16 protein-coding genes are annotated in these 18,699 nt (G+C 70.6%); 8 read left to right on the plus strand and 8 right to left on the minus strand.

Annotated elements, in window-relative coordinates:
• On the minus strand, positions 1 to 423 hold a 423-nt coding region (locus CCN39_RS31815), incomplete at its 3' end, for a LysE/ArgO family amino acid transporter (RefSeq protein ID WP_086848311.1).
• A 219-nt stretch (positions 424 to 642) separates the two neighbouring features.
• Here CCN39_RS31815 and CCN39_RS31820 point away from each other — a divergent pair.
• Both CCN39_RS31820 and CCN39_RS31825 read left to right on the plus strand, forming a co-directional pair.
• On the plus strand, positions 643 to 2,682 hold the full coding sequence (locus tag CCN39_RS31820) for a TIR domain-containing protein (protein ID WP_143264225.1): 2,040 nt from the start codon (positions 643 to 645) through the stop codon (positions 2,680 to 2,682).
• 145 nt (positions 2,683 to 2,827) lie between these two features.
• Positions 2,828 to 4,873: an ATP-binding protein gene (locus tag CCN39_RS31825; protein WP_244211083.1), complete on the plus strand. Its 2,046-nt coding sequence runs from the start codon at positions 2,828 to 2,830 to the stop codon at positions 4,871 to 4,873.
• A gap of 24 nt (positions 4,874 to 4,897) precedes the next feature.
• Here the strand turns inward: CCN39_RS31825 and CCN39_RS31830 are convergent, their stop codons facing one another.
• Positions 4,898 to 5,539, minus strand: coding sequence for a TetR/AcrR family transcriptional regulator (locus CCN39_RS31830; protein WP_086848287.1), 642 nt, complete (start codon positions 5,537 to 5,539; stop codon positions 4,898 to 4,900).
• 65 nt (positions 5,540 to 5,604) lie between these two features.
• On the opposite strand from CCN39_RS31830, the gene CCN39_RS31835 reads away from it, so the two are divergent.
• Positions 5,605 to 7,122, plus strand: coding sequence for an FAD-dependent monooxygenase (locus CCN39_RS31835; protein WP_086848288.1), 1,518 nt, complete (start codon positions 5,605 to 5,607; stop codon positions 7,120 to 7,122).
• Between the two features lie 17 nt (positions 7,123 to 7,139).
• On the plus strand, positions 7,140 to 8,081 hold the full coding sequence (pip, locus tag CCN39_RS31840) for a prolyl aminopeptidase (protein WP_086848290.1): 942 nt from the start codon (positions 7,140 to 7,142) through the stop codon (positions 8,079 to 8,081).
• Here pip and CCN39_RS31845 read toward each other — a convergent pair.
• From CCN39_RS31845 to CCN39_RS31860, 4 genes are read right to left on the minus strand one after another with little or no spacing between them, the layout of a single operon-like run.
• Positions 8,078 to 8,692 carry a hypothetical protein gene (locus CCN39_RS31845; protein ID WP_086848292.1) on the minus strand — a complete coding sequence of 205 codons (615 nt, stop codon included), beginning with the start codon at positions 8,690 to 8,692 and terminating at the stop codon, positions 8,078 to 8,080. The genes pip and CCN39_RS31845 overlap by 4 nt on opposite strands.
• 34 nt (positions 8,693 to 8,726) lie before the next feature.
• Positions 8,727 to 9,782: a 4-hydroxy-2-oxovalerate aldolase gene (gene dmpG / locus CCN39_RS31850; RefSeq protein WP_086848294.1), complete on the minus strand. Its 1,056-nt coding sequence runs from the start codon at positions 9,780 to 9,782 to the stop codon at positions 8,727 to 8,729.
• Positions 9,779 to 10,678: an acetaldehyde dehydrogenase (acetylating) gene (locus tag CCN39_RS31855; protein ID WP_086848295.1), complete on the minus strand. Its 900-nt coding sequence runs from the start codon at positions 10,676 to 10,678 to the stop codon at positions 9,779 to 9,781. The genes dmpG and CCN39_RS31855 overlap by 4 nt, the downstream gene beginning before the upstream one ends.
• A gap of 50 nt (positions 10,679 to 10,728) precedes the next feature.
• Positions 10,729 to 11,400: an MFS transporter gene (locus CCN39_RS31860; protein ID WP_167455240.1), complete on the minus strand. Its 672-nt coding sequence runs from the start codon at positions 11,398 to 11,400 to the stop codon at positions 10,729 to 10,731.
• Between the two features lie 168 nt (positions 11,401 to 11,568).
• Between CCN39_RS31860 and CCN39_RS31870 the strand changes: the two genes are divergently transcribed.
• Positions 11,569 to 13,599, plus strand: coding sequence for an MDR family MFS transporter (locus CCN39_RS31870; RefSeq protein WP_086848301.1), 2,031 nt, complete (start codon positions 11,569 to 11,571; stop codon positions 13,597 to 13,599).
• Positions 13,600 to 13,607: 8 nt separating this feature from the next.
• Here CCN39_RS31870 and CCN39_RS31875 read toward each other — a convergent pair whose 3' ends face one another.
• The gene (locus CCN39_RS31875; protein WP_086848303.1) at positions 13,608 to 14,444 is read right to left on the minus strand and encodes a PHP domain-containing protein; all 837 of its coding nucleotides are present in this window, start codon (positions 14,442 to 14,444) and stop codon (positions 13,608 to 13,610) included.
• 30 nt (positions 14,445 to 14,474) lie between these two features.
• Between CCN39_RS31875 and ligD the strand changes: the two genes are divergently transcribed.
• On the plus strand, positions 14,475 to 15,419 hold the full coding sequence (ligD, locus tag CCN39_RS31880) for a non-homologous end-joining DNA ligase (RefSeq protein WP_086848305.1): 945 nt from the start codon (positions 14,475 to 14,477) through the stop codon (positions 15,417 to 15,419).
• Positions 15,420 to 15,590: 171 nt separating this feature from the next.
• On the opposite strand, the gene CCN39_RS31885 is transcribed toward ligD, so the two are convergent.
• A complete protein-coding gene (locus CCN39_RS31885; protein WP_086848307.1) occupies positions 15,591 to 16,787 on the minus strand; it encodes a thiolase family protein in 1,197 nt (398 codons plus the stop codon).
• A gap of 131 nt (positions 16,788 to 16,918) precedes the next feature.
• Between CCN39_RS31885 and CCN39_RS31890 the strand changes: the two genes are divergently transcribed.
• On the plus strand, positions 16,919 to 17,356 hold the full coding sequence (locus CCN39_RS31890; protein ID WP_086848309.1) for a winged helix-turn-helix transcriptional regulator: 438 nt from the start codon (positions 16,919 to 16,921) through the stop codon (positions 17,354 to 17,356).
• A 206-nt stretch (positions 17,357 to 17,562) separates the two neighbouring features.
• The coding region (locus tag CCN39_RS31895; RefSeq protein ID WP_208630473.1) for a galactose-binding domain-containing protein at positions 17,563 to 18,699 on the plus strand (1,137 nt) is incomplete at its 3' end.

Genomic DNA, 18,699 nt, shown 5'->3' on the forward strand with positions numbered 1-18,699 from the left:
CCCATCCCCCTGCGCCACGGCCACCGACCCGAGGAGCAGCACGGTATCGAGGTAGACATGCGGATTGAGCCAGGTGAAGGCGACACAGGCGAGCACGGCTTTCCGCAGCGGCGTCCGTTCCTCGCCCACGGTCATCACGGACGGCCGAAGCGCCCGCCGCGCGGCCAACGCCCCGTAGGCGAGCAGGAACAGCCCACCCCCGACGGCGATCACCCCGATGGCGGCAGGCCACTGCTCGAGCACGGCCCCGACCCCGCTGACGCCCAGCCCGATCAGCACGAGGTCCGAGACGGCACAGATGACGACCAGCGGAGTCACCGCGCCGCCGCGCAGGCCTTGCTGGAGCAGGAAGGCGTTCTGGGAGCCGATCGCCACGATCAGCGAGAGGCCGGTTCCGAACCCGGCCAGGAGGAGAGGGAGCACGCTGTCACCGTAGGACCGGACCGGGCGTTACTCCAGCTAAAGTTTCTTACGGAACATTAGCGATCCTAATGTTGCCGTTTCCGCAGGCAATCATCCGCCATTCCCGTCGTGCGACCTCCCAGACGCGCCTTCTTTCGGCCAGTAGTGTGGACCGAACGAAACGAGGGCGCCCTGGCTCGCGCGCGGTGGTTCGAGGGCCATGTGGCGGAGGAGGCGCTGGTGGATCGGGAGCAGTCGCCCAAGTTCGACGAAGTTGCCGTGGTGTCGTGCGACATCCTCGGCCATTCGTCGGCGAGCGGGCTGAACCAGCTGCGGCGGGTGGCGGCGATCAACCGGATCGTCGGCGACGCGATACGACGTCGTGAACCGGGAAAAGTGGTCTGGTCTTCGGGCGGCGACGGCGGGCACGTGGTCTTTCTCGGTGAAGACTGGCAGTCGGACGCCGTCCGGCTCATGGATGAGCTGTGCACCTGGGCGCGCGAAGAACAGGTCACGCTGCGGGTAACCGGCCACCTCGGTTTCGTCGCGGCCCTCTTCGGCGCCGACGGGCGCACCCAAATGGTGGGCGCCGGCATCAACTTCGCCGGGTGGCTGATCCGGCAGGCCACCGGCGACGGAGTCGTCGTCTCCGACACCTTCCGGCGTGGACTCGCCTCGTCCGCGATCGCCTCGGCCGTCGAATTCCACGACGAACGCCTCCAGGTGGACCGCAACTCGATCCGCCAGCTGCTCTGGCTGATGTCACTCGGCAACCTCAGGTCAAAATGGGCGACGGGCGAGACCGACGACTACACGTCGCTGAAGAACTGCCTGAAACAGCAGGACGGCTGGGGAGCGCTCTACTACGCGAAGAGGATCTCGCAAATCAATGCGAAGGACGAGGCCGTCACGGGCGCTCTGGAGAGTGCGTCCCGGATCCTGAAGGCGGACGCGCTCGAGAACCGCAGCTTCCTCGAACGGCTGCGCGCGGAAGAGCTGACCGAGATGCTGAAGCTCGGCCACCTGGTCGAACGCGCGCCCGGTGAGGTGATCTGCCGCGTCGGCGAGCCCGGCGAGTCGCTGTTCGTCATCCTGCGCGGCGAGGTCGGGGTGTACAACCTCGAAGGTTCGGGTTTCGGCGGAACGGCCGAGCCCAAGCACACACACCGCGCCGGCGAAGTCGTCGGCGAACTCGCGGCGGCGCTGAAGCGCACGCGGACCGCTGACCTCGTCGCGATGACCGACGTCGCCCTGCTGTCGTTCATCAGCGAGGAGGTCAACGAGAAGCTGTCCGACACCGGCACGGAAGCGGGCAAGGACGCCAAGCGCCAGTACGACCGGTTCATCCTCGATCGCGTCCTGCAGCACACCGCGCAGGTCGCTCCCTACCTGCTCGGAGCCAACCGCAGGGGGCCGCTGAGCCTGGCCGGTGCCCACAATTCCTCCCGCCTCAGTGAGCAGGAGGCCTGGCAAGCCACGTTGCGCCAGCTCCTCAACTACACGGAACTGGTCACGGTGGACACCGATCTGACCCTCGCCGTGGATCAGGTCACCGGAAAAATCGGCCGGAAGTCCGCGGAGCGCGGCCTTTTCGTGCTGGTTTCGGGCAGTGTCAAGACGACGGATCCGGTTCCCGTCGTGCTGTCCGCGGCGCAGTGCCCGCTCCTCTGGGTCGACTTGCCCGCTCTCTTCACCAAGGCACCGACCACCTACCGGCGGGTGGCCGAACCGATCATGGTGCTGTGGCTGGCCGCCACCGGAGTGGACCAGCTCTCGCTCGATCAGCGCAACGAGTTGCGACGAGCGCTGGAGGGCATGGTCGGGGCAAAGCCGCCCGAATACGAATACGACGTCTACCTGTGCCACTCGAGCTCGGACAAGCGGGTGATCCTGGAAATCAAGGACCGCTTGTGGACGGACTACGGAATCCGGTCCTGGTACGACGACATCGAACTGCTCCCGGGCGACGAGACGCGGAGAACCATCGAGAAGGGGTTGATGACGTGCCGCTTCCTCCTCCTCTGCGCCAGCGCGAGCCTGAAGGGGTCGGCGTGGGCGAACCGCGAGATCGATTCCGTCATGCACCTGGACGTGAAGCGGCAAGGTGACCCGAAGATCCTCGTGCTCAAACTCTACGAGCAGGAAAGCAACGACGAAGCCATTCCGCTGATCGTGCGGGGCATCAAGCGGCAACACTTCGAACGAGCCGGCGACTTCGAGCGGCTGGCCGAGTACATCGTCGCGGCCCGGGATTCCGCCGGGGGACGCCTGCCCACGTGACCGGCGACGTCGCGGCGTTGCTCCGCCCGATCGGCACTTGCGGGCGAATCGCCGGGCGCGCAGCATCGAAGCAGCCGGAGACCCGAGGCCACCGAGCGTCGATGCTCCGCCGAGCGACCCCCGGGGGTGCGTGGTGAACGACTCCGTGGACCGTCCGGGAGCAGAAGCGCGTGTCTCGACCTGGCCGCGCCCGCGTCAGCTGCCGGCCGGCACCGGCCAGTTCACCGGGCGCGGTGCGGAACTTGCGGAGCTGGACAGAATCCTGCTCCGGCGATCCCCCGATGCACCACCCATCGTGCTCGTGACCGGGATGGCGGGCGTCGGCAAGACCGCACTGGTGCTCGACTGGGCCCATCGTGCGGCGGGCGAGTTCCCCGATGGTCAGCTGTACGCCGACCTCCAGGGTCACGGGCCCGGCAAGCCGCTCGAGCCCGAGGCGGTTCTCGCCGCTTTCCTGCGGGCGCTCGGGCGAGACCGGGCGGAGGAAATTCCGACGGCCGCCGAGCGGGCCGCGTTCTTCAGGTCTCTGCTCAGCGACAAGAGGGTGCTGCTCGTCCTGGACAACGTGCACTCGGCGAAACAGGTCCGCTTGCTGGTACCCGGCGTCGCGACGTGCTCGGTGGTCATCGTCGGCCGGCGGTCCCTGCCCGGCCTGGCGGTCCACAACGCGGTCGAAAGAGTGAAGGTCGACAGGCTGCCGTCGGCCGACGCCGTGCGGCTTCTCGAACTCGCGATCGGCGATCGGGTGACCCGCGAGCCGGCGAGTGCACGGTTGATCGCGCAGCAGTGCGGCGGGTTGCCGCTCGCCCTCCGCATCGTCGCCGAACGTGCGGTGGCACGGCCGCACCGCTCTCTCGGGCGGCTGGCGGACCAGCTTTCGTGCGAACACGCACGATTGGCTCTGCTGGAGACCAGCGAGGATCCCGAGACCGCGGTCCGTACGGCGTTCTCCTGGACGTACCGCGGATTGACCGAACCGGAAGCGGCCGCGTTCCGGGCGATCGGAAGCCACCCCGGCCGGCTCTTCGGCATCCACGCGATCGCCGCGCTGGCGAACGAGGCAGTCCGGCGGGCGGAAAGCACAGTGGACGGTCTCGTGGCGGCGCACCTGGTGACCGAGCGCGGTCCGGACCGGTACGAAATGCACGACCTGCTCCGCCTCTACGCGGCCGAACTGGCGGAGCGCCGTGACGATCCCGAGCCGCGCGATGCGGGCTTGCTCCGGCTCTACGACCACTACCTCCACACCGCGGACCGGGCGAACCGGGTCCTCATGCCGCACCGGCTGAGAATCCCCTGTCCCGGAGCTGCCCCCTTCGACGTGGCCTTCGAAGATCGGCAGTCGGCACTCGGCTGGCTGGACACCGAACTGGTGAACCTGGTGGCGATGTGCCGCCTGACCGGCCCGGAATTCGACGTCCGGTGCTTCCACCTCGCCTACACGATGCGGGACTACTTCTTCCTCACCAAACGCGTCGACAGCTGGCTGGAGACGCACACGCTGGCGTGGCACGCGTGCAGGCGAACGGGCGATCGGCGCGCCGAGGCCCGGACGCTGAACAACCTCGGGCGCGCGGCCCTCGAGTCGGGTGACGCCAAGGCGGCTTTCGACCACTACACGCTGGCCCACCGGCTGTTCGAGGAGATCGGCGACGATCACGGACTGAGCAATTCCTTGGCCAACCTGGCGTCGCTCCTCCGCAGGAACGGAGATTTCGCAGGTGCTCTCGCACACTTGACCCGGGCGTTGGAGTTCTACCGCGGCCGGGCGAAACGGAACTTCGGCATCACCCTGCGGAGCATGGCCCGGGCCGAGCTGGAACTGGGTCGCGTCCAGGACGCGGTGCGCGACTCGGAGAGCGCCCTGTCGATCGCGGTCGAACTCGGTCTCGACCTCGACGCCGCGCAAGCAGCGATCTGCCTCGGCCTCGCGCACCTCCGCCGGGGAGACCCCGGCGCCGCCCATGGCGCGTACCTCCGGGCCCTGGGGTTCAGCGACCGCGCCGGGAGTCACCACGAAAAGGCGGGCAGCCTGCGTCAGCTCGGTGAGGTCGCCGCGCACACCGGCGACTCGTCCGCGGCAGCAGAGTACTGGCGAGCGGCTCTGGAGCTCTACCGGAAGCTCGGCTCACCCGCGGCCGAAGAGCTCGCCGGCCGGCTGGCGGCGCTCGACGCGGAGCAGACCGGCTGATCGGTTACCTCCGGCGACCGGACGTCAGTTTCGCTCGCGAGGCGGTCCAGGGAAGTCGCCGACTCCGCGTTCCACCAGATCGAAAGCCTGGTCGATCACGTCCACCTGCTCCCGCCGGACCACTTCCGCGTCGTCCCCCGCCACGATGCGGCCCATGGCGTGCGCGAACACCGTCGTGATCGCCGTCGTCAGCAGGCCCGCCACCATGCGGGACCGGAACGCTTCCCCCGTCTCCGCGGCCAGCACCGAGGTGAACGCCTCCGCGATCTCGCGCTCCTGCTCGTACCACCGCGCCATCAACGCCGGGCTCGACGTCAGCACCCACCAGAAACCCGGGCCGCCCGCGATCGCTCCCGACAGGGGGTGGCCCGAAGAAACCAGCCCGTGCTGGTGACGTCGCAACGCCTCACACGGTGACACCCCCGCCGGCCGGGAGCGGACCACCTCGGTCAGCTCGGCCAGGCGGTCCGCGTGGCGGTCCAGGAACAGGTCCTCCTTGCGCGGGAAGTAGTTGAACACCGTCATCTTCGAGACGCCCGCCGCCTCCGCGATCTCCGCCACCGTCACCTCCTCGAAGCCTCGCTGGATGAACAGGCCTGTCGCCACGTTCGAGATCAGCAGGCGCGTGGCCTGCTTCTTCCGCTCGCGCAGTCCGGGGTCAGCCATGAGCAGAGAGTATAGACCGAGCTCAAAGTTTGACTCGGTAAAAGTTTCGCGGCATCATCGGAGCCATGAACAGGGATGTGGTGATCTCCGGGGGCGGACCGGTCGGCTTGATGCTGGCCTGTGAACTGCGGCTGGCGGGCGTGGACGTGCTCGTCGTCGAACGGCTGCCCGAGCCGGACCAGACGATCAAGGCCGGGTCGGTCAACCTGACCACCGCCGAAGCCTTCTACCGGCGGGGGCTGCTGCCCGCCATGGACGCCGTCGTGCAGCAGAACTTCGCGCAGATCCAGAAGTTCCTCGAATCCCGCGGCGGGAACGGGCCCAAGGCCGTGCCGGTGGGGCACTTCGCCGGGATCATGGTCACCTCGGGCGGGGTCGACTTCGACGATCCCGCCTTCCGGGACGTCGGGCCCGCCGCCCGGGTGGTCGTCATCCAGCAGCAGGCCGTCGAGGCGATCCTCGCCGGGCGCGCCGCCGAACTGGGGGTCGAGATCCGGCGCGGGACCGAGCTCACCGGGTTCGACGCCGACGACAGCGGCGTCACCGTGCACCTCGGTGCGGGCGAATCCGTGCGTGCCGGGTGGCTCGTCGGGTGCGACGGGGGACGCAGCCGGGTGCGGAAGCTGGCCGGGTTCGAGTTCCCCGGGACCGATCCGGCCATCACCGGGCGGCAGGCGATGGCCGAGCTGACCGGCGCCGACGCACTGCCCGCCGGGTGGCAGCACGGCACCGGCGGGCTCTACGTCCACGGGCCGACCCCGGGCCGGTTCCTCACCGTCGAGTTCGACGGGCCGCCGGTGGACCGGGACGCGCCAATCACCGCGCAGGAGCTGGAAGACAGCCTCCGGCGGGTCTCCGGTGCCGACATCCGCGTGACCAAGGTCCTCAGCGCGACGCGCTTCACCGACAACGCGCGGCAGGCGACCACCTACCGCCAGGGCCGCGTGCTGCTGGCCGGGGACGCGGCGCACGTCCACTCCCCCTTCGGCGGGCAGGGCCTCAACCTCGGCATCGGCGACGCCGTCAACCTCGGCTGGAAGCTCGCCGCGACCATCCGGGGCTCGGCGCCCGACGGCCTGCTCGACACCTACACGACCGAACGTCACCCGATCGGCGAGTGGGTCCTCGAATGGACCCGGGCGCAGGTCGCGCTGATGCGCAGCGACGTGCGGACGAAGGCGCTGCGCCAGGTCGTCACCGACCTGCTGCTCACCGGCGACGGCGCGACCTACCTCGCCAAGAAGCTCTCCGGCGTCCTGCACCGCTACCCGATCGACGGCGAGCACGACCTCACCGGCCGCGCCGCACCCGACTTCGCCTTCGCCGACGGCACCCGGCTCGGCGAGCGCCTCCACGACGGCAAGGCGCTCCTGCTCGACCTCGCCGACCACCCGGGCTTGCGCGAAACGGCGGCCGGCTGGACCGGGCGCGTGAACGTGCTGTCGGCGAAGTGCGACAGCGAGCCGGCGCTGACCGGCGTGCTGATCCGCCCGGACGGCCACATCGCCTGGGCACGCGAGGACGGCTCGACAGCCGGCCTCGACGCGGCGTTGCGCAGGTGGTTCGGCGAGCCTGCCGGATAGCCGGGCAGGATGGGCGGGTGAGCGAACTCCACCCGCCCATCGAGCCGTACGACCACGGGCTGCTCGAGGTCGGCGACGGGCACCAGGTGTACTGGGAGACCTGCGGGAACCCGGACGGCAAACCGGCGGTCGTGCTGCACGGCGGCCCCGGCCAGGGCTGCGCGCCCGGCATGCGGCGGATGTTCGACCCGGCCCGCTACCGCGTCGTGCTGCTGGACCAGCGCGGCTGCGGCCGGAGCCGGCCGCACGCCGCCGACCCCGCGACTTCGCTGCGGCACAACACCACGGACCACCTCGTCGCCGACCTCGAACGGCTGCGGGAGCACCTCGGCATCGAACGCTGGCTGGTGACGGGTGGCTCGTGGGGCACGACGCTCGCGCTGGTCTACGCCGAACGCTTCCCGCACCGGGTGACGGAGGTCGTGGTCAGCGCGATCAGCACCACGCGCCGGTCGGAGATCGACTGGCTGTACCGCGGGGCCGGCCGCTTCTTCCCCGAGGCGTGGCAACGTTTCCGCGACTTCGCCGGTGACGACGACGTCGTGGCCGCCTATGCCCGCCTGCTGGCGGACCCGGAGCGCCGGGACAGCGCCGCCCTCGCGTGGAACGCCTGGGAAGAAACGGTGCTGTCCCTCGAACCGGGCGCTGCCGGAGGAGTCCACAGCGGACGGCCGGACGACGCGCTGCTGGCGTTCGTCCGGCTCACCACGCACTACTACGCGCACGCCGGCTGGCTCGAGGAGGGCGCGGTGATCCGCGATGCCGGGCGCCTGGCGGGCATCCCGGGCGTGCTGATCCACGGCCGGCTCGACCTCAGCTGCCCGGTGACGACGGCGTGGGAGCTGGCCGAAGCGTGGCCCGGCGCTGAACTGCTGGTCGACGACCGGTCCGGGCACCGCGCCAGTGACGTCAAACGCGGGTGGAAGCTCGCCGCGCTGGACCGGTTCGCGCGCACCTAGATCCGCGTGCCGAGCAGCACGGCGAGGCGGCTGTAAACCTCCTTGCGGTGCTTGACCACGTACGCGATCGCCAGCCGGTTCTGGCCGTGGATGCGCTTCCCCGTGATGATCATCTCCGCGTCGCCGGAGCCGGCGAGATCGCAGAAATACGCTCCCTCGCCGGCGCCCGGTACCGCCGTCACCGGACCGGCGCAGTCCTTTTTGGAGTTCTCCAGCGCCTTTGCGGGCGGGTAGGAGCCGGTCGCCGAGATGATCCACAGGTCCAGCAGCCAGGGGTGTACGTACTTGCCCTCGTAGCGGCACTGGAACTCGGTGTCCGGCACGTACGTCTCGTCGGGCGGCTGCTCGGTCGCCAGGAGGTCTTCGCTGGTCCCCAAGAGCTCCTGCAGTTCCGCCGTGCCGAGGAACGGGCACGCCGCCGTGACCTTCACCGGCGACGCCGGCGGGGTGAACGGCGCCGGCTTCGTGGTCGCCGCCGACGGTGGAGGCGGGGCCGAAGTGACCGGTTTCGCCGCGGTGAGCAACGGGAGCGCGGAGGTGATCGGGCTCGAGCAGGCGGCGAGGCAGGCCGCTCCCAGTACCACCGCGAGCGCGCGCCGGATTCGTTCCATGGCCCTCTTACGCCCGGAGCCGCTCTCCGGTTGCCTACCCCTCCGCCGCCAGTTGCACCGCGACGTCGATGATCATGTCCTCCTGGCCGCCCACCAGCGCGAGCTCGCCGCACCGGCGCAGGATCGCCTGCGCCGGGACGCCGTAGCGCTCCGCCGCGCGCTCCGCGTGCAGCAGGAAGCTCGAGTAGACCCCGGCCCAGCCCTGGACGATCGCGTTCCGGTCCATCTTCGGCCAGCGGTGCAGGTACGGGCGCACGACCTCCTCGGCCGCGTCGAGCAGGCCACCGACGTCGAGGCCCGTGTCGATCTCCAGGCGGTCGAACACCGCCGCCAGGACCTCGGTCGGCGAGTTGCCCGCGCCCGCGCCGAGCGCGCACAGCGAGCCGTCGATGTACCGGACGCCCGCCTCGTACGCCAGCACCGAGTTCGCGACACCGAGCGAGAGGTTCTGGTGCCCGTGGTAGCCGACCCACGCCGTGTCGCCGACCTCGGCGACCAGCGCTTCGAAGCGGGCGCGGGCCTCGTGCATCAGCAACGCGCCCGCCGAGTCCGTCACGTACGCCGCCTGGCAGCCCGCGTCCACCATGATCCGGGCCTGCTTCGCCAGGTCTTCCGGCGGCGTCCGGTGCGCCATCATCAGGAACCCGGCCGTCTCCATCCCGAGTTCGCGCGCCAGGCCGAAGTGCTGCGGCGAGACGTCGGCTTCGGTGCAGTGCGTCGCCACCCGGACCATCTCCGCGCCCGCGCCGAAGGCGCGCTGCAGGTCTTCGGCCGTGCCGATCCCCGGCACGAGCAGCACCGCGATCTTCGCCTGCTTCGCTTCTTCGCGCGCCGCGGCGATCAGCTCGAGTTCGTCGACGGCGGAAAAGCCGTAGGTGAACGACGAGCCGCCGAGGCCGTCGCCGTGGGTCACCTCGATCACCTCGACGCCCGCGCGGTCGAGCGCGCGCACGGTGTCGCGCACCTGCTGCTCGGTGAACCGGTGGGCCATCGCGTGGCTGCCGTCGCGCAGCGTCGTGTCGACGATCCGGACGTCGTGCTTCAGTTCCGGACGACCGGTGACACTCGATTCGTTCGCAAGCTCACTCATGCCGGCACCTCCTGCTTCGCGCGCGCCATCAGCTCGCCCACCCGGGCGGCCGCGGCGGTCATGATGTCCAGATTCCCGGCGTACTCGGGCAGGTAGTCGCCGTTGCCGCGGACCTCGAGGAAGATGCCGACCCGGGCGTTGCCGTCCCAGTCTTCGCGCGCGTCGTCGAACTGCGGATCCGCCCGCAGCGTGTACCCGGGCACGTACTTGCGGACCTCCTCGGCCATCTCGTGGATCGACGCGGTGATCGCGTCGCGGTCGGCGTCGGCGGGGATCGCGCAGAACACGGTGTCGCGCATGATCATCGGCGGCTCGACCGGGTTGAGGATGATGATCGCCTTGCCGCGCCCGGCGCCGCCGATCTCGGCCACCGCCTGCGACGTCGTGCGCGTGAACTCGTCGATGTTCGCCCGCGTCCCCGGCCCTGCGCCGCGCGAAGCGACCGACGCGACGATCTCGGCGTACGGGACCGTGGCAACCCGGGAAACGGCGTGCACCATGGGGATCGTGGCCTGGCCGCCGCAGGTGATCATCGAGACGTTCGGCGCGTCGAGGTGCGCGCCGAGGTTCACCGGCGGGCACACCATCGGGCCGAGGTGCGCCGGGGTCAGGTCGATCGCCTGGAGGCCGGCTTCCTCGTACCGCGGGGCGTTCGCGGCGTGCGCCTTCGCCGACGTCGCCTCGAACACCAGGTCCGGCAGGGGATCCTGGCGCAGCAGCCAGTCGACGCCTTCGGCCGACGCCGCGACCCCCTGCGCGCGGGCGCGCTCGAGACCGTCCGACTCGACCACGCCGACCACGTACCCGACTTCGATCACTTCACTGCGTCGCAGCTTCGCCAGCAAATCGGTGCCGATGTTGCCGGGGCCGACGATCGCCGCCATCACGGGAGCCATGTCCCGACCGTCGCACCGCGGCCACGGCCGACGACAGTCAGCCGTTCCGTTCACCGGAACGCCCGGTCCGCCGCCGGGCGACGGGTGCGGTGAATCACCGCCGCGGCGAGCAGGGCGGCCACTCCCCCGCAGGTCATGACGGCCGGGACCGACACGGCGTCGACCACGAAGCCACCGGCCAGCGCGCCGGCGGAGATGGTGGCCTGGAAGGACGCGGTGAACAGCACGGTGGCCGCCTCGGGCGCCTCCGGCGCTTCACGGGCGAACCACAGCTGGGAGTAGACCGGCACCGCGCCATAGGCCACACCCCACGCCACGAGGGTCACGAGCGCGCCGACCGGCCCGGTGTGCGGCAGGGCGAAGACCGCCGCCGCGATCAGCGCGGCCGCGAGCGCGAAGCCCGTCCGGTGCCGTCCGGCCAGGAAGGTGCCCGCGATCCCGGCCACGCCGTAGGCCAGCAGGTAGGCGCTGAGCACCTCCGGCCGGACGACGTCCCGCAGCAGCGGCGTGACGTAGGTGTAGGTGCCGAAGTGGGCGAGGACCACGAGGAACGTCACCAGGAGTCCACTTCGGACGCCGCGCCGTCGCAGGAGTCCGCTCAGCACGCTCGGCCGGGTGGCTTCTCCGGGCGGCAACGGCGGCGCGAGGAGCACGAGGGCGGCGGCCGTTCCGAGGCTCAGGACACCCAGCAGGAGGAACGCCGTCCGCCAGCCCGCGATCATCCGGCCGGTCCTGCACCGGGAAACCTGGACGGTGGAGGAGATCGCCGCCGCCGTCGGCGACGAGCTCGTCCTCGAATCGCCGCCGCGGGACCGCTGGACCCTGTGAGCGGCCCGGACCACCGGAACGGGTGGCTATCCACAGTGGACGCCGGCTACTAGCTTGGAGAGATGACGGCCACCGCGGAGGTCACCCCCGACGCCGCGGCGCCGCCGGCGCTGAGCCGCGGCCGGGTCAACGCCGTGTTCGGCGCCGTGCTGCTCGGGATGCTGCTGGCGGCGCTGGACCAGACCATCGTCGGGACGGCGCTGCCCACCATCGTCGGCGACCTCGGCGGCGCCGGGCACCTGTCCTGGGTGGTGACGTCCTACCTGCTGGCGGAGACGATCATGACTGTGGTCGTCGGCAAGCTCGGCGACCTGTTCGGCCGCAAGCTGATGTTCCAGCTGTCGGTGATCGTGTTCGGCATCGGCTCGTTCTGCGCCGGGTTCGCCGACAGCATGGTGTGGCTGATCGTCTGGCGCGCGGTGCAGGGTCTCGGCGGCGGCGGGCTGATGGTCACTTCGACCGCGCTGATCGCCGACGTCGTCCCGCTGCGCGAGCGCGGCAAGTACCAGGGCGTGCTCGGCTCGGTGTTCGGCGTGGTGACCGTGGCCGGCCCGATGCTCGGCGGCTTCTTCGTCGACCACCTGTCGTGGCGGTGGGCGTTCTACGTGAACATCCCGCTCGTCGTCGTGGTGCTGGTGGTGGCGTCCTCGGCGATGCCGAACGCGCGTGCGGTGGTCAAACCGGTCATCGACTACCTCGGCATCCTGCTCATCGGCCTCGCCGCGACCGGCCTGACCCTGGTGACGAGCTGGGGCGGCACGCAGTACGCGTGGGGTTCGCCGGTGATCATCGGGATGGTGATCGGCTCGGTGGCGCTGCTGGCCGCGTTCGTCGTTGTCGAGCTGCGCGCGACAGAACCGATGTTGCCGATGCGGCTGTTCCGCAACCCGGTGTTCACCGTCGGCGGGATCATGAGCTTCGTCGTCGGCTTCGCGATGCTCGGCGCGCTGTCCTACCTGCCGACGTACATGCAGTACGTCCAGGGCACGTCCGCGACGACGTCCGGGGTCCGGCTGCTGCCGATGGTGCTGGCGCTGCTCGTCGCGTCGATCGCCGCGGGCAACGCGGTGAGCCGCACCGGGCGGTACAAGATCTTCCCGCTGGCCGGGGCGGCGGGCATGACGATCGGGCTGTACCTGCTTTCGCGGCTGGACACCGGCACGGGGTTCTGGGAGGCGTCGGCGTACATGGCCGTGCTGGGGCTCGGCATCGGGCTCGGGATGCAGGTGCTGACCATCGCGGTGCAGAACACGGTGGACTACGCCGACCTCGGCGTCGCCACCTCGGGCGTGACGTTCCTCAGGTCGATCGGCAGCTCGTTCGGCGCGGCGATCTTCGGCACGGTGTACGCGAACCAGCTGACGCCCAAGCTGGCCGCGCTCCCGGTGCCGCCGGGGGTGGACCCGCGGGCGCTGCAGGTACCCACGGCGTTGCACGCCCTGCCGGAGTCGGTGTCGGCGCCGGTGATCCGCGCGTACAGCGACTCGCTGCACGTGGTGTTCCTCGCGGCGGCTCCGGTCGGCTTGGTGGCGTTCGCGCTGGCGTTCTTCCTGAAGGAGGTTCCGCTGCGCGACACGGCCCGCGCGGCCGCGCCGGACCTGGGCGACGGCTTCGCGATGCCGGAATCCCGCACGGACGACCGCGAGCTGGAACGCGCGGTCGCGACGCTGTTCTTCCGGGAGCGCCGCCAGGTGGCGCCGGCGATCGTCGAGCGAGCCGGGGGAGACCTCGACGAGGGCGGCATCTGGTGCCTGCTGCAGGTCCACCTGCGCGAACGCCGCGGGTCGCCGGCCACGCTGCGGGCGATCGGCGAGCACTTCGGCGTGCCCGCGCAGGTGCTGGAGCCGGCGTTCAACCGCCTGGAGCTGACCGGCCACCTGCGGTACACCCGGGACGGCTGGGAGCTGACCCCGGCCGGCCACGAGGAGTTCGGGAAGGTGGTCCGGGCCTGGCACGACTGGCTGGCCGACCGCCTCGGCGACTGGGGCCCCGGCAGCCGGGCCGAACTGGACGCGGCGATCGGGCGGGTCGCGGCCCGGCTGATGGACCAGAGCGCGGAGTCACGCGCCTACGGGCGTCACGCCCTCGCCTGACGCGCGGGTCAGCGGCGCCAGAAGTCGTGCGGGGTGCGGCCTCGCCGGAAGCCGCACGACTCCACCAAGGCCGCCGCCTCCGGGAAGCCGTGCCCGACCAGACCCGGCTCGTGGGCGTCGCTGCCGAACGTCACCGCGTCGCCGCCCACCTGGAACCACCACCGGACCACCTCGCCCGGCAACGGCACCTTCGTGTTCACCTCCAGCGCCCGCCCGCTCGCCTTCAACGCGCGCAGCACCGTCCGGAACTCCTCCTCGAAGTCCGCCGCCACGAACGGCGGGCCCTCGCCGGGCCAGGACCGCAGTGCGTAGTCGATGTGGGCCAGCACCGCGAAGTCCGCCGTCGACTCGACCAGGCCCAGCACCTCACCGAGGTAGGCCCGCAGCAGCTCGCCCGGCGGCCGGTCCGACACCACCGTCAGCTCGTGGTGGTGCTCGCCGTCCGGCAGGGAATGCACCGAGCCGAGCACCCGGTCGAAGTCGTGGGCCGCCAGGAGCGTGTCGGCGCGCGGGCGGTGCCAGTGCGGCTCGCTCAGCTCCACGCCCGACAGGATGCGCAGCTCCGGGAACCGCGCGCGGCACTCCTCGACGCACGCCAGGTATCCCTCGACGTCCAGCTCCGGCGGCTCCAGGACGCCGTCCGGCCGCAGCCGCACCCGGAAGTGGTCCGGCAGCAGCGGCCGGACCGGTTCCGGCATCAGCCACGGTGTCAGGTCCGCGTGCTCGGTGAACGCCACCGACGGCAGCCCCAGCTCGATCGCCCGCTCGCACGAGCCGATCATCGAACCCGTGACCGTGTCCCAGGACCATTCGGTGTGGACGTGACCGTCTGTCGGAAGGCTCACCCGGCCACCGTAGCGAGTAGCGTCTGCGCCATGGCGGACAAGGCTGTGGAGCTGGAGGTCGGCCCGCACACCGTGCGGATCTCCAACCCGGACCGGGTCTACTTCCCGGCCCGCGGCGAGACGAAGCTCGACCTGGTCAACTACTACCTCTCGGTGGGCGACGGCATCGTCAACGCCCTGCGCGAGCGCCCCTGCATGCTGCACCGCTTCCCGTCCGGCGTGGCGGGGGAGAAGGTGCACCAGAAGCGGGTGCCGAACGGTGCGCCACCGTGGCTGGAGACGGTCCGGGTCACGTTCCCGCGGTACAACCGGCACGCCGACGAACTGTGCGTCACCGAGCTCGCGCACGTGGCCTGGGCCGTGCAGATGTCCACTGTGGAGTTCCATCCGTGGAACTCGCGCCGGGCCGACACCGAAAAGCCCGACGAGTGGCGGATCGACCTCGATCCGATGCCCGACTGCGGCTACGACCGGGTGCGCCGGGTCGCGCACGTCGCCCACGAGATCCTCGACGAGCTCGGCGCGGTCGGGTGGCCCAAGACCTCCGGTGGGCGTGGGCTGCACATCTACGTCCGGATCGAACCGCGCTGGGGTTTCGCCGACGTCCGCCGGGCCGCGCTGGCCTTCGCCCACGAGGTCGAACGGCGGGCTCCGGACGACGTCACCACCACCTGGTGGCGGAAGGACCGGGATCCGCGCCTGCTCTTCGTCGACTACAACCAGAACGCGCGCGATCACACGATTGCCAGTGCCTACTCGGTGCGCGGGAATCCTGAAGGGACTGTCTCGACGCCGATCCGGTGGGCGGAGATCGATGACGCCGAGCCGGGGGACTTCACCATTGCCACGGTTCCGGCGCGGTTCGCCGAGGTGGGTGATCTTCATGCCGGAATCGATGATGCGGTGTTCTCTCTTGAGCCGTTGCTGGAGTGGGCTGATCGGGATGGTGTCGAGGAGCCGCCTGATCCTGGGTGATGTTTCTTTCCTGCTGTCCTCTTTTCGCAACCCCGAAGCCTGATTGTGACTACGGCCGGCGGTACCGGGTCAAGGCGGGAAAGCGTGCCTTGACCCGGTACCGCCGGCCGTGTTCTGGCTTCGGATCGGGGTTGCGGGGGGCCTGGGTTGCGGGGCCTGAGTTGGGGTGCGTCAGTCCAGGCGTTCGATGATCGTTGCGTTGGCCAGGCCACCTGCCTCGCACATCGTCTGCAGGCCGTAGCGGCCGCCCGTCTGCTCCAGGACCGACAGCAGCGTTGTGGCCAGCCTTGCTCCGCTGCCTCCGAGGGGGTGGCCCAGGGCGATTGCGCCTCCGTTGACGTTGACCTTGGCCCGGTCCGCTCCGGTTTCGTGCTGCCAGGCCAGTACGACGCTCGCGAATGCCTCGTTGACCTCGAACGCGTCGATGTCCGATACCTCCAGGCCCGCCTTGGCCAGGACCTTGCGGGTGGCCGGGATGATGCCGGTCAGCATCAGGAGTGGGTCGTCGCCGGCGACCGCGAAGCTGTGGATGCGGGCCCTCGGCTTCAGGCCCAGTGCCGCCGCCTTCTCGCTGCTGGTGATCAGCAGGGCTGCCGCGCCGTCGTTGATCGGGGAGGAGTTGCCCGCGGTGATGTGCCAGCCGATGTCCGGGAAGCGCTGCTCCCAGATGTCCGCGCGGAAGGCCGGCTTCAGGCCGGCGAGGATCTCCGGTGTTGTTCCGGGGCGGACCGTCTCGTCGGTCGTCACCTCGCGCAGTGTGCCGTCGGGGCCGGGTGCCTTCAGGGGGGCCACTTCGGCCGCGAACCTGCCGTCCGTCCACGCCCTGGCCGCACGCTGGTGGCTTTCCGCGGAGAACTCGTCCAGCTGTGCCCGGGTGAAACCCCACTTTGCCGCGATGAGCTCCGCGCTGATGCCCTGCGGTACCAGCCCGTCCGGGTAGCGCTCGGCGACCTGCGGGCCGAACGGGTCTCGCCCGGCCGTCTGGCTGCCCATCGGCACCCTGCTCATCGACTCGACGCCGGAGGCGATCGCCACGTCGTACGCGCCGGCGATGACGCCCTGGGCCGCGAAGTGGATCGCCTGCTGGCTGCTGCCGCACTGGCGGTCGACCGTCACCGCGGGCACCGACTCCGGGAAGCCGGCGGCGAGCGCCGCCCAGCGGGCGGTGTTCATGCTCTGCTCGCCGATCTGGCCGACCGCTCCGCTGATCACGTCGTCGATCCGGGCCGGGTCGAGGCCGGTTCGCTCGACCAGTGACCGCAGGGCGTGGGCGTGCAGGTCCACCGGGTGCACCCCGGACAGGGTTCCGTTCGGCTTGCCCTTGCCGATCGGGGTTCGTACCGCGTCGACGATCACCGCGTCCGTCATGGCGTCTGCCTCCTCGCAGATCGGGGATGCCTTCGGTATACGCCGGGTCAGTTGGAATCCACAACTCAGCTGTTCGCCATGTCACACGCGGTTGACGTGCTAGGTTGGATTTTCAACCCGATGGAGGTGGCATGGTCCGGCGTGGTCGCGAATGCTCGGTCGCCGAGGCACTGGAGGTCGTCGGCGAACGGTGGAGCCTCCTGGCGCTGCGCGAGATCATGCTGGGGGAACGGCGGTTCAACCAGATCGCCGAGAACACCGGGGCCAGCCGGGACATCCTGGCCGCGCGGCTGCGCAAGCTCGTCGACGCGGGCGTGCTCGAGAAGCGCCAGTACGAAGCCCACCCGCCCCGCCACGAGTACCACCCGACCGAAGCCGGCCGCGCCCTGCAGCCGGTGCTGCTCGGCCTGATGGCCTGGGGTGACAAGTACGTCCACCAGGGCGAACCGCCCACTCTCTGGCGGCATGCCTGCGGCGAGGTCCTCGAGCCGGCCATCGTCTGTGCCCACTGCGGCGGCCCGGTGAACGCTCCGGGCACCCACGCGATCCGCCTCGGCGCCGTGCACTGATCCCCGCTCCCGGAATCGGGCCTCCTCGCATCCCCCGCGAGGAGGCCTTTTCCGTGTCCGGCCGTTGACTTGTGGCCGCCGTCACTGTAACTCTTGAACGAATCAGCGCAAGAACCTGACAGATGACCGGCAGATCGCGGCAGCTGTCAGGAAGATTTCGGTTTCGCTCCGAGTCGTCTCCCTCCTCCCCGGATCAGAGGAACCGCATGAGAACGAAGCGAGTGTTGTCACCCGCGGCCGCCTTCGCCGCCTTGTCCCTGCTCCTCGCCACGCCCGCCGCCCCGGCGAGCGCCGCCCCGGCGAACGCCGCCCCGGCCGCCGTCCAAGCCGCTTCCGCGACCTACACCGCCGGCAGCCAGCTCGCCGGCTATCCCGTGTCGAACGTCGGCGACGGGAACCAGGCCTCCTACTGGGAAAGCGCGAACAACCAGTTCCCGCAGTGGGTCCAGGCCGACCTCGGCGCCGCCACGAACGTCGCCCAGCTGGTGCTCAAGCTGCCCGGGAACTGGGAGGCCCGCACCGAAACCTTCAGCGTGCAGGGCAGCGAGGACGGCGCGGGTTTCCGCGACCTGGTCCCGGCCGCGGGCTACCGGTTCGACCCCGCGACGGCCAACACCGTCACCGTGAACCTGACCGCGAACACCCGGTACGTCCGGCTGAACGTCACCGCGAACACCGGCTGGCCCGCCGCCCAGCTGGCGGAGTTCGAGGTGCACGGCCCGGCCGGCGGTGACACGCAGCCGCCGTCCGCGCCCGGCACCCTCGCCTACACCCAGCCCGCGAGCGGCCAGATCCGGTTGACCTGGTCGGCCTCCACCGACAACACCGGTGTCGCCGGGTACGACGTCTACGCGAACAACCAGCTCCGCGGCAGCGTCGCCGGGAACGTCCTGACCTACACCGACAACCAGCCCGACTCCGCGACGGTTTCGTACTTCGTCCGGGCGAAGGACGCCGCGGGCAACCAGTCGGGCAGCAGCAACACCGTGACCCGCACCGGCACCCGAGCCGGGACGAACCTGGCGCCGGGCAAGCCGATCACGGCGTCCTCGACCGAGTGGACGTACGTGGCGGCCAACGCCAACGACGACTCCGTGGCCACCTACTGGGAGGGCGGTGGCGGGACCTACCCCAACCTGCTGACCGTCGCACTCGGCGCGAACGCCGACCTGAACCAGGTCGTGGTCAAGCTCAACCCCGACCCCGCCTGGGGCCCGCGGACCCAGACGATCGCCGTCGAAGGCCGGGAGCAGAGCGGCGCCACGTTCACCACGCTGTCCGCGGCGCAGACCTACAGCTTCAGCCCCGCGACCGGCAACACGGTGACGATCCCGCTCGGCGGC

Origin of the sequence: Amycolatopsis kentuckyensis (genome assembly GCF_002155975.1) — a bacterium.
Classification (GTDB): domain Bacteria; phylum Actinomycetota; class Actinomycetes; order Mycobacteriales; family Pseudonocardiaceae; genus Amycolatopsis; species Amycolatopsis kentuckyensis.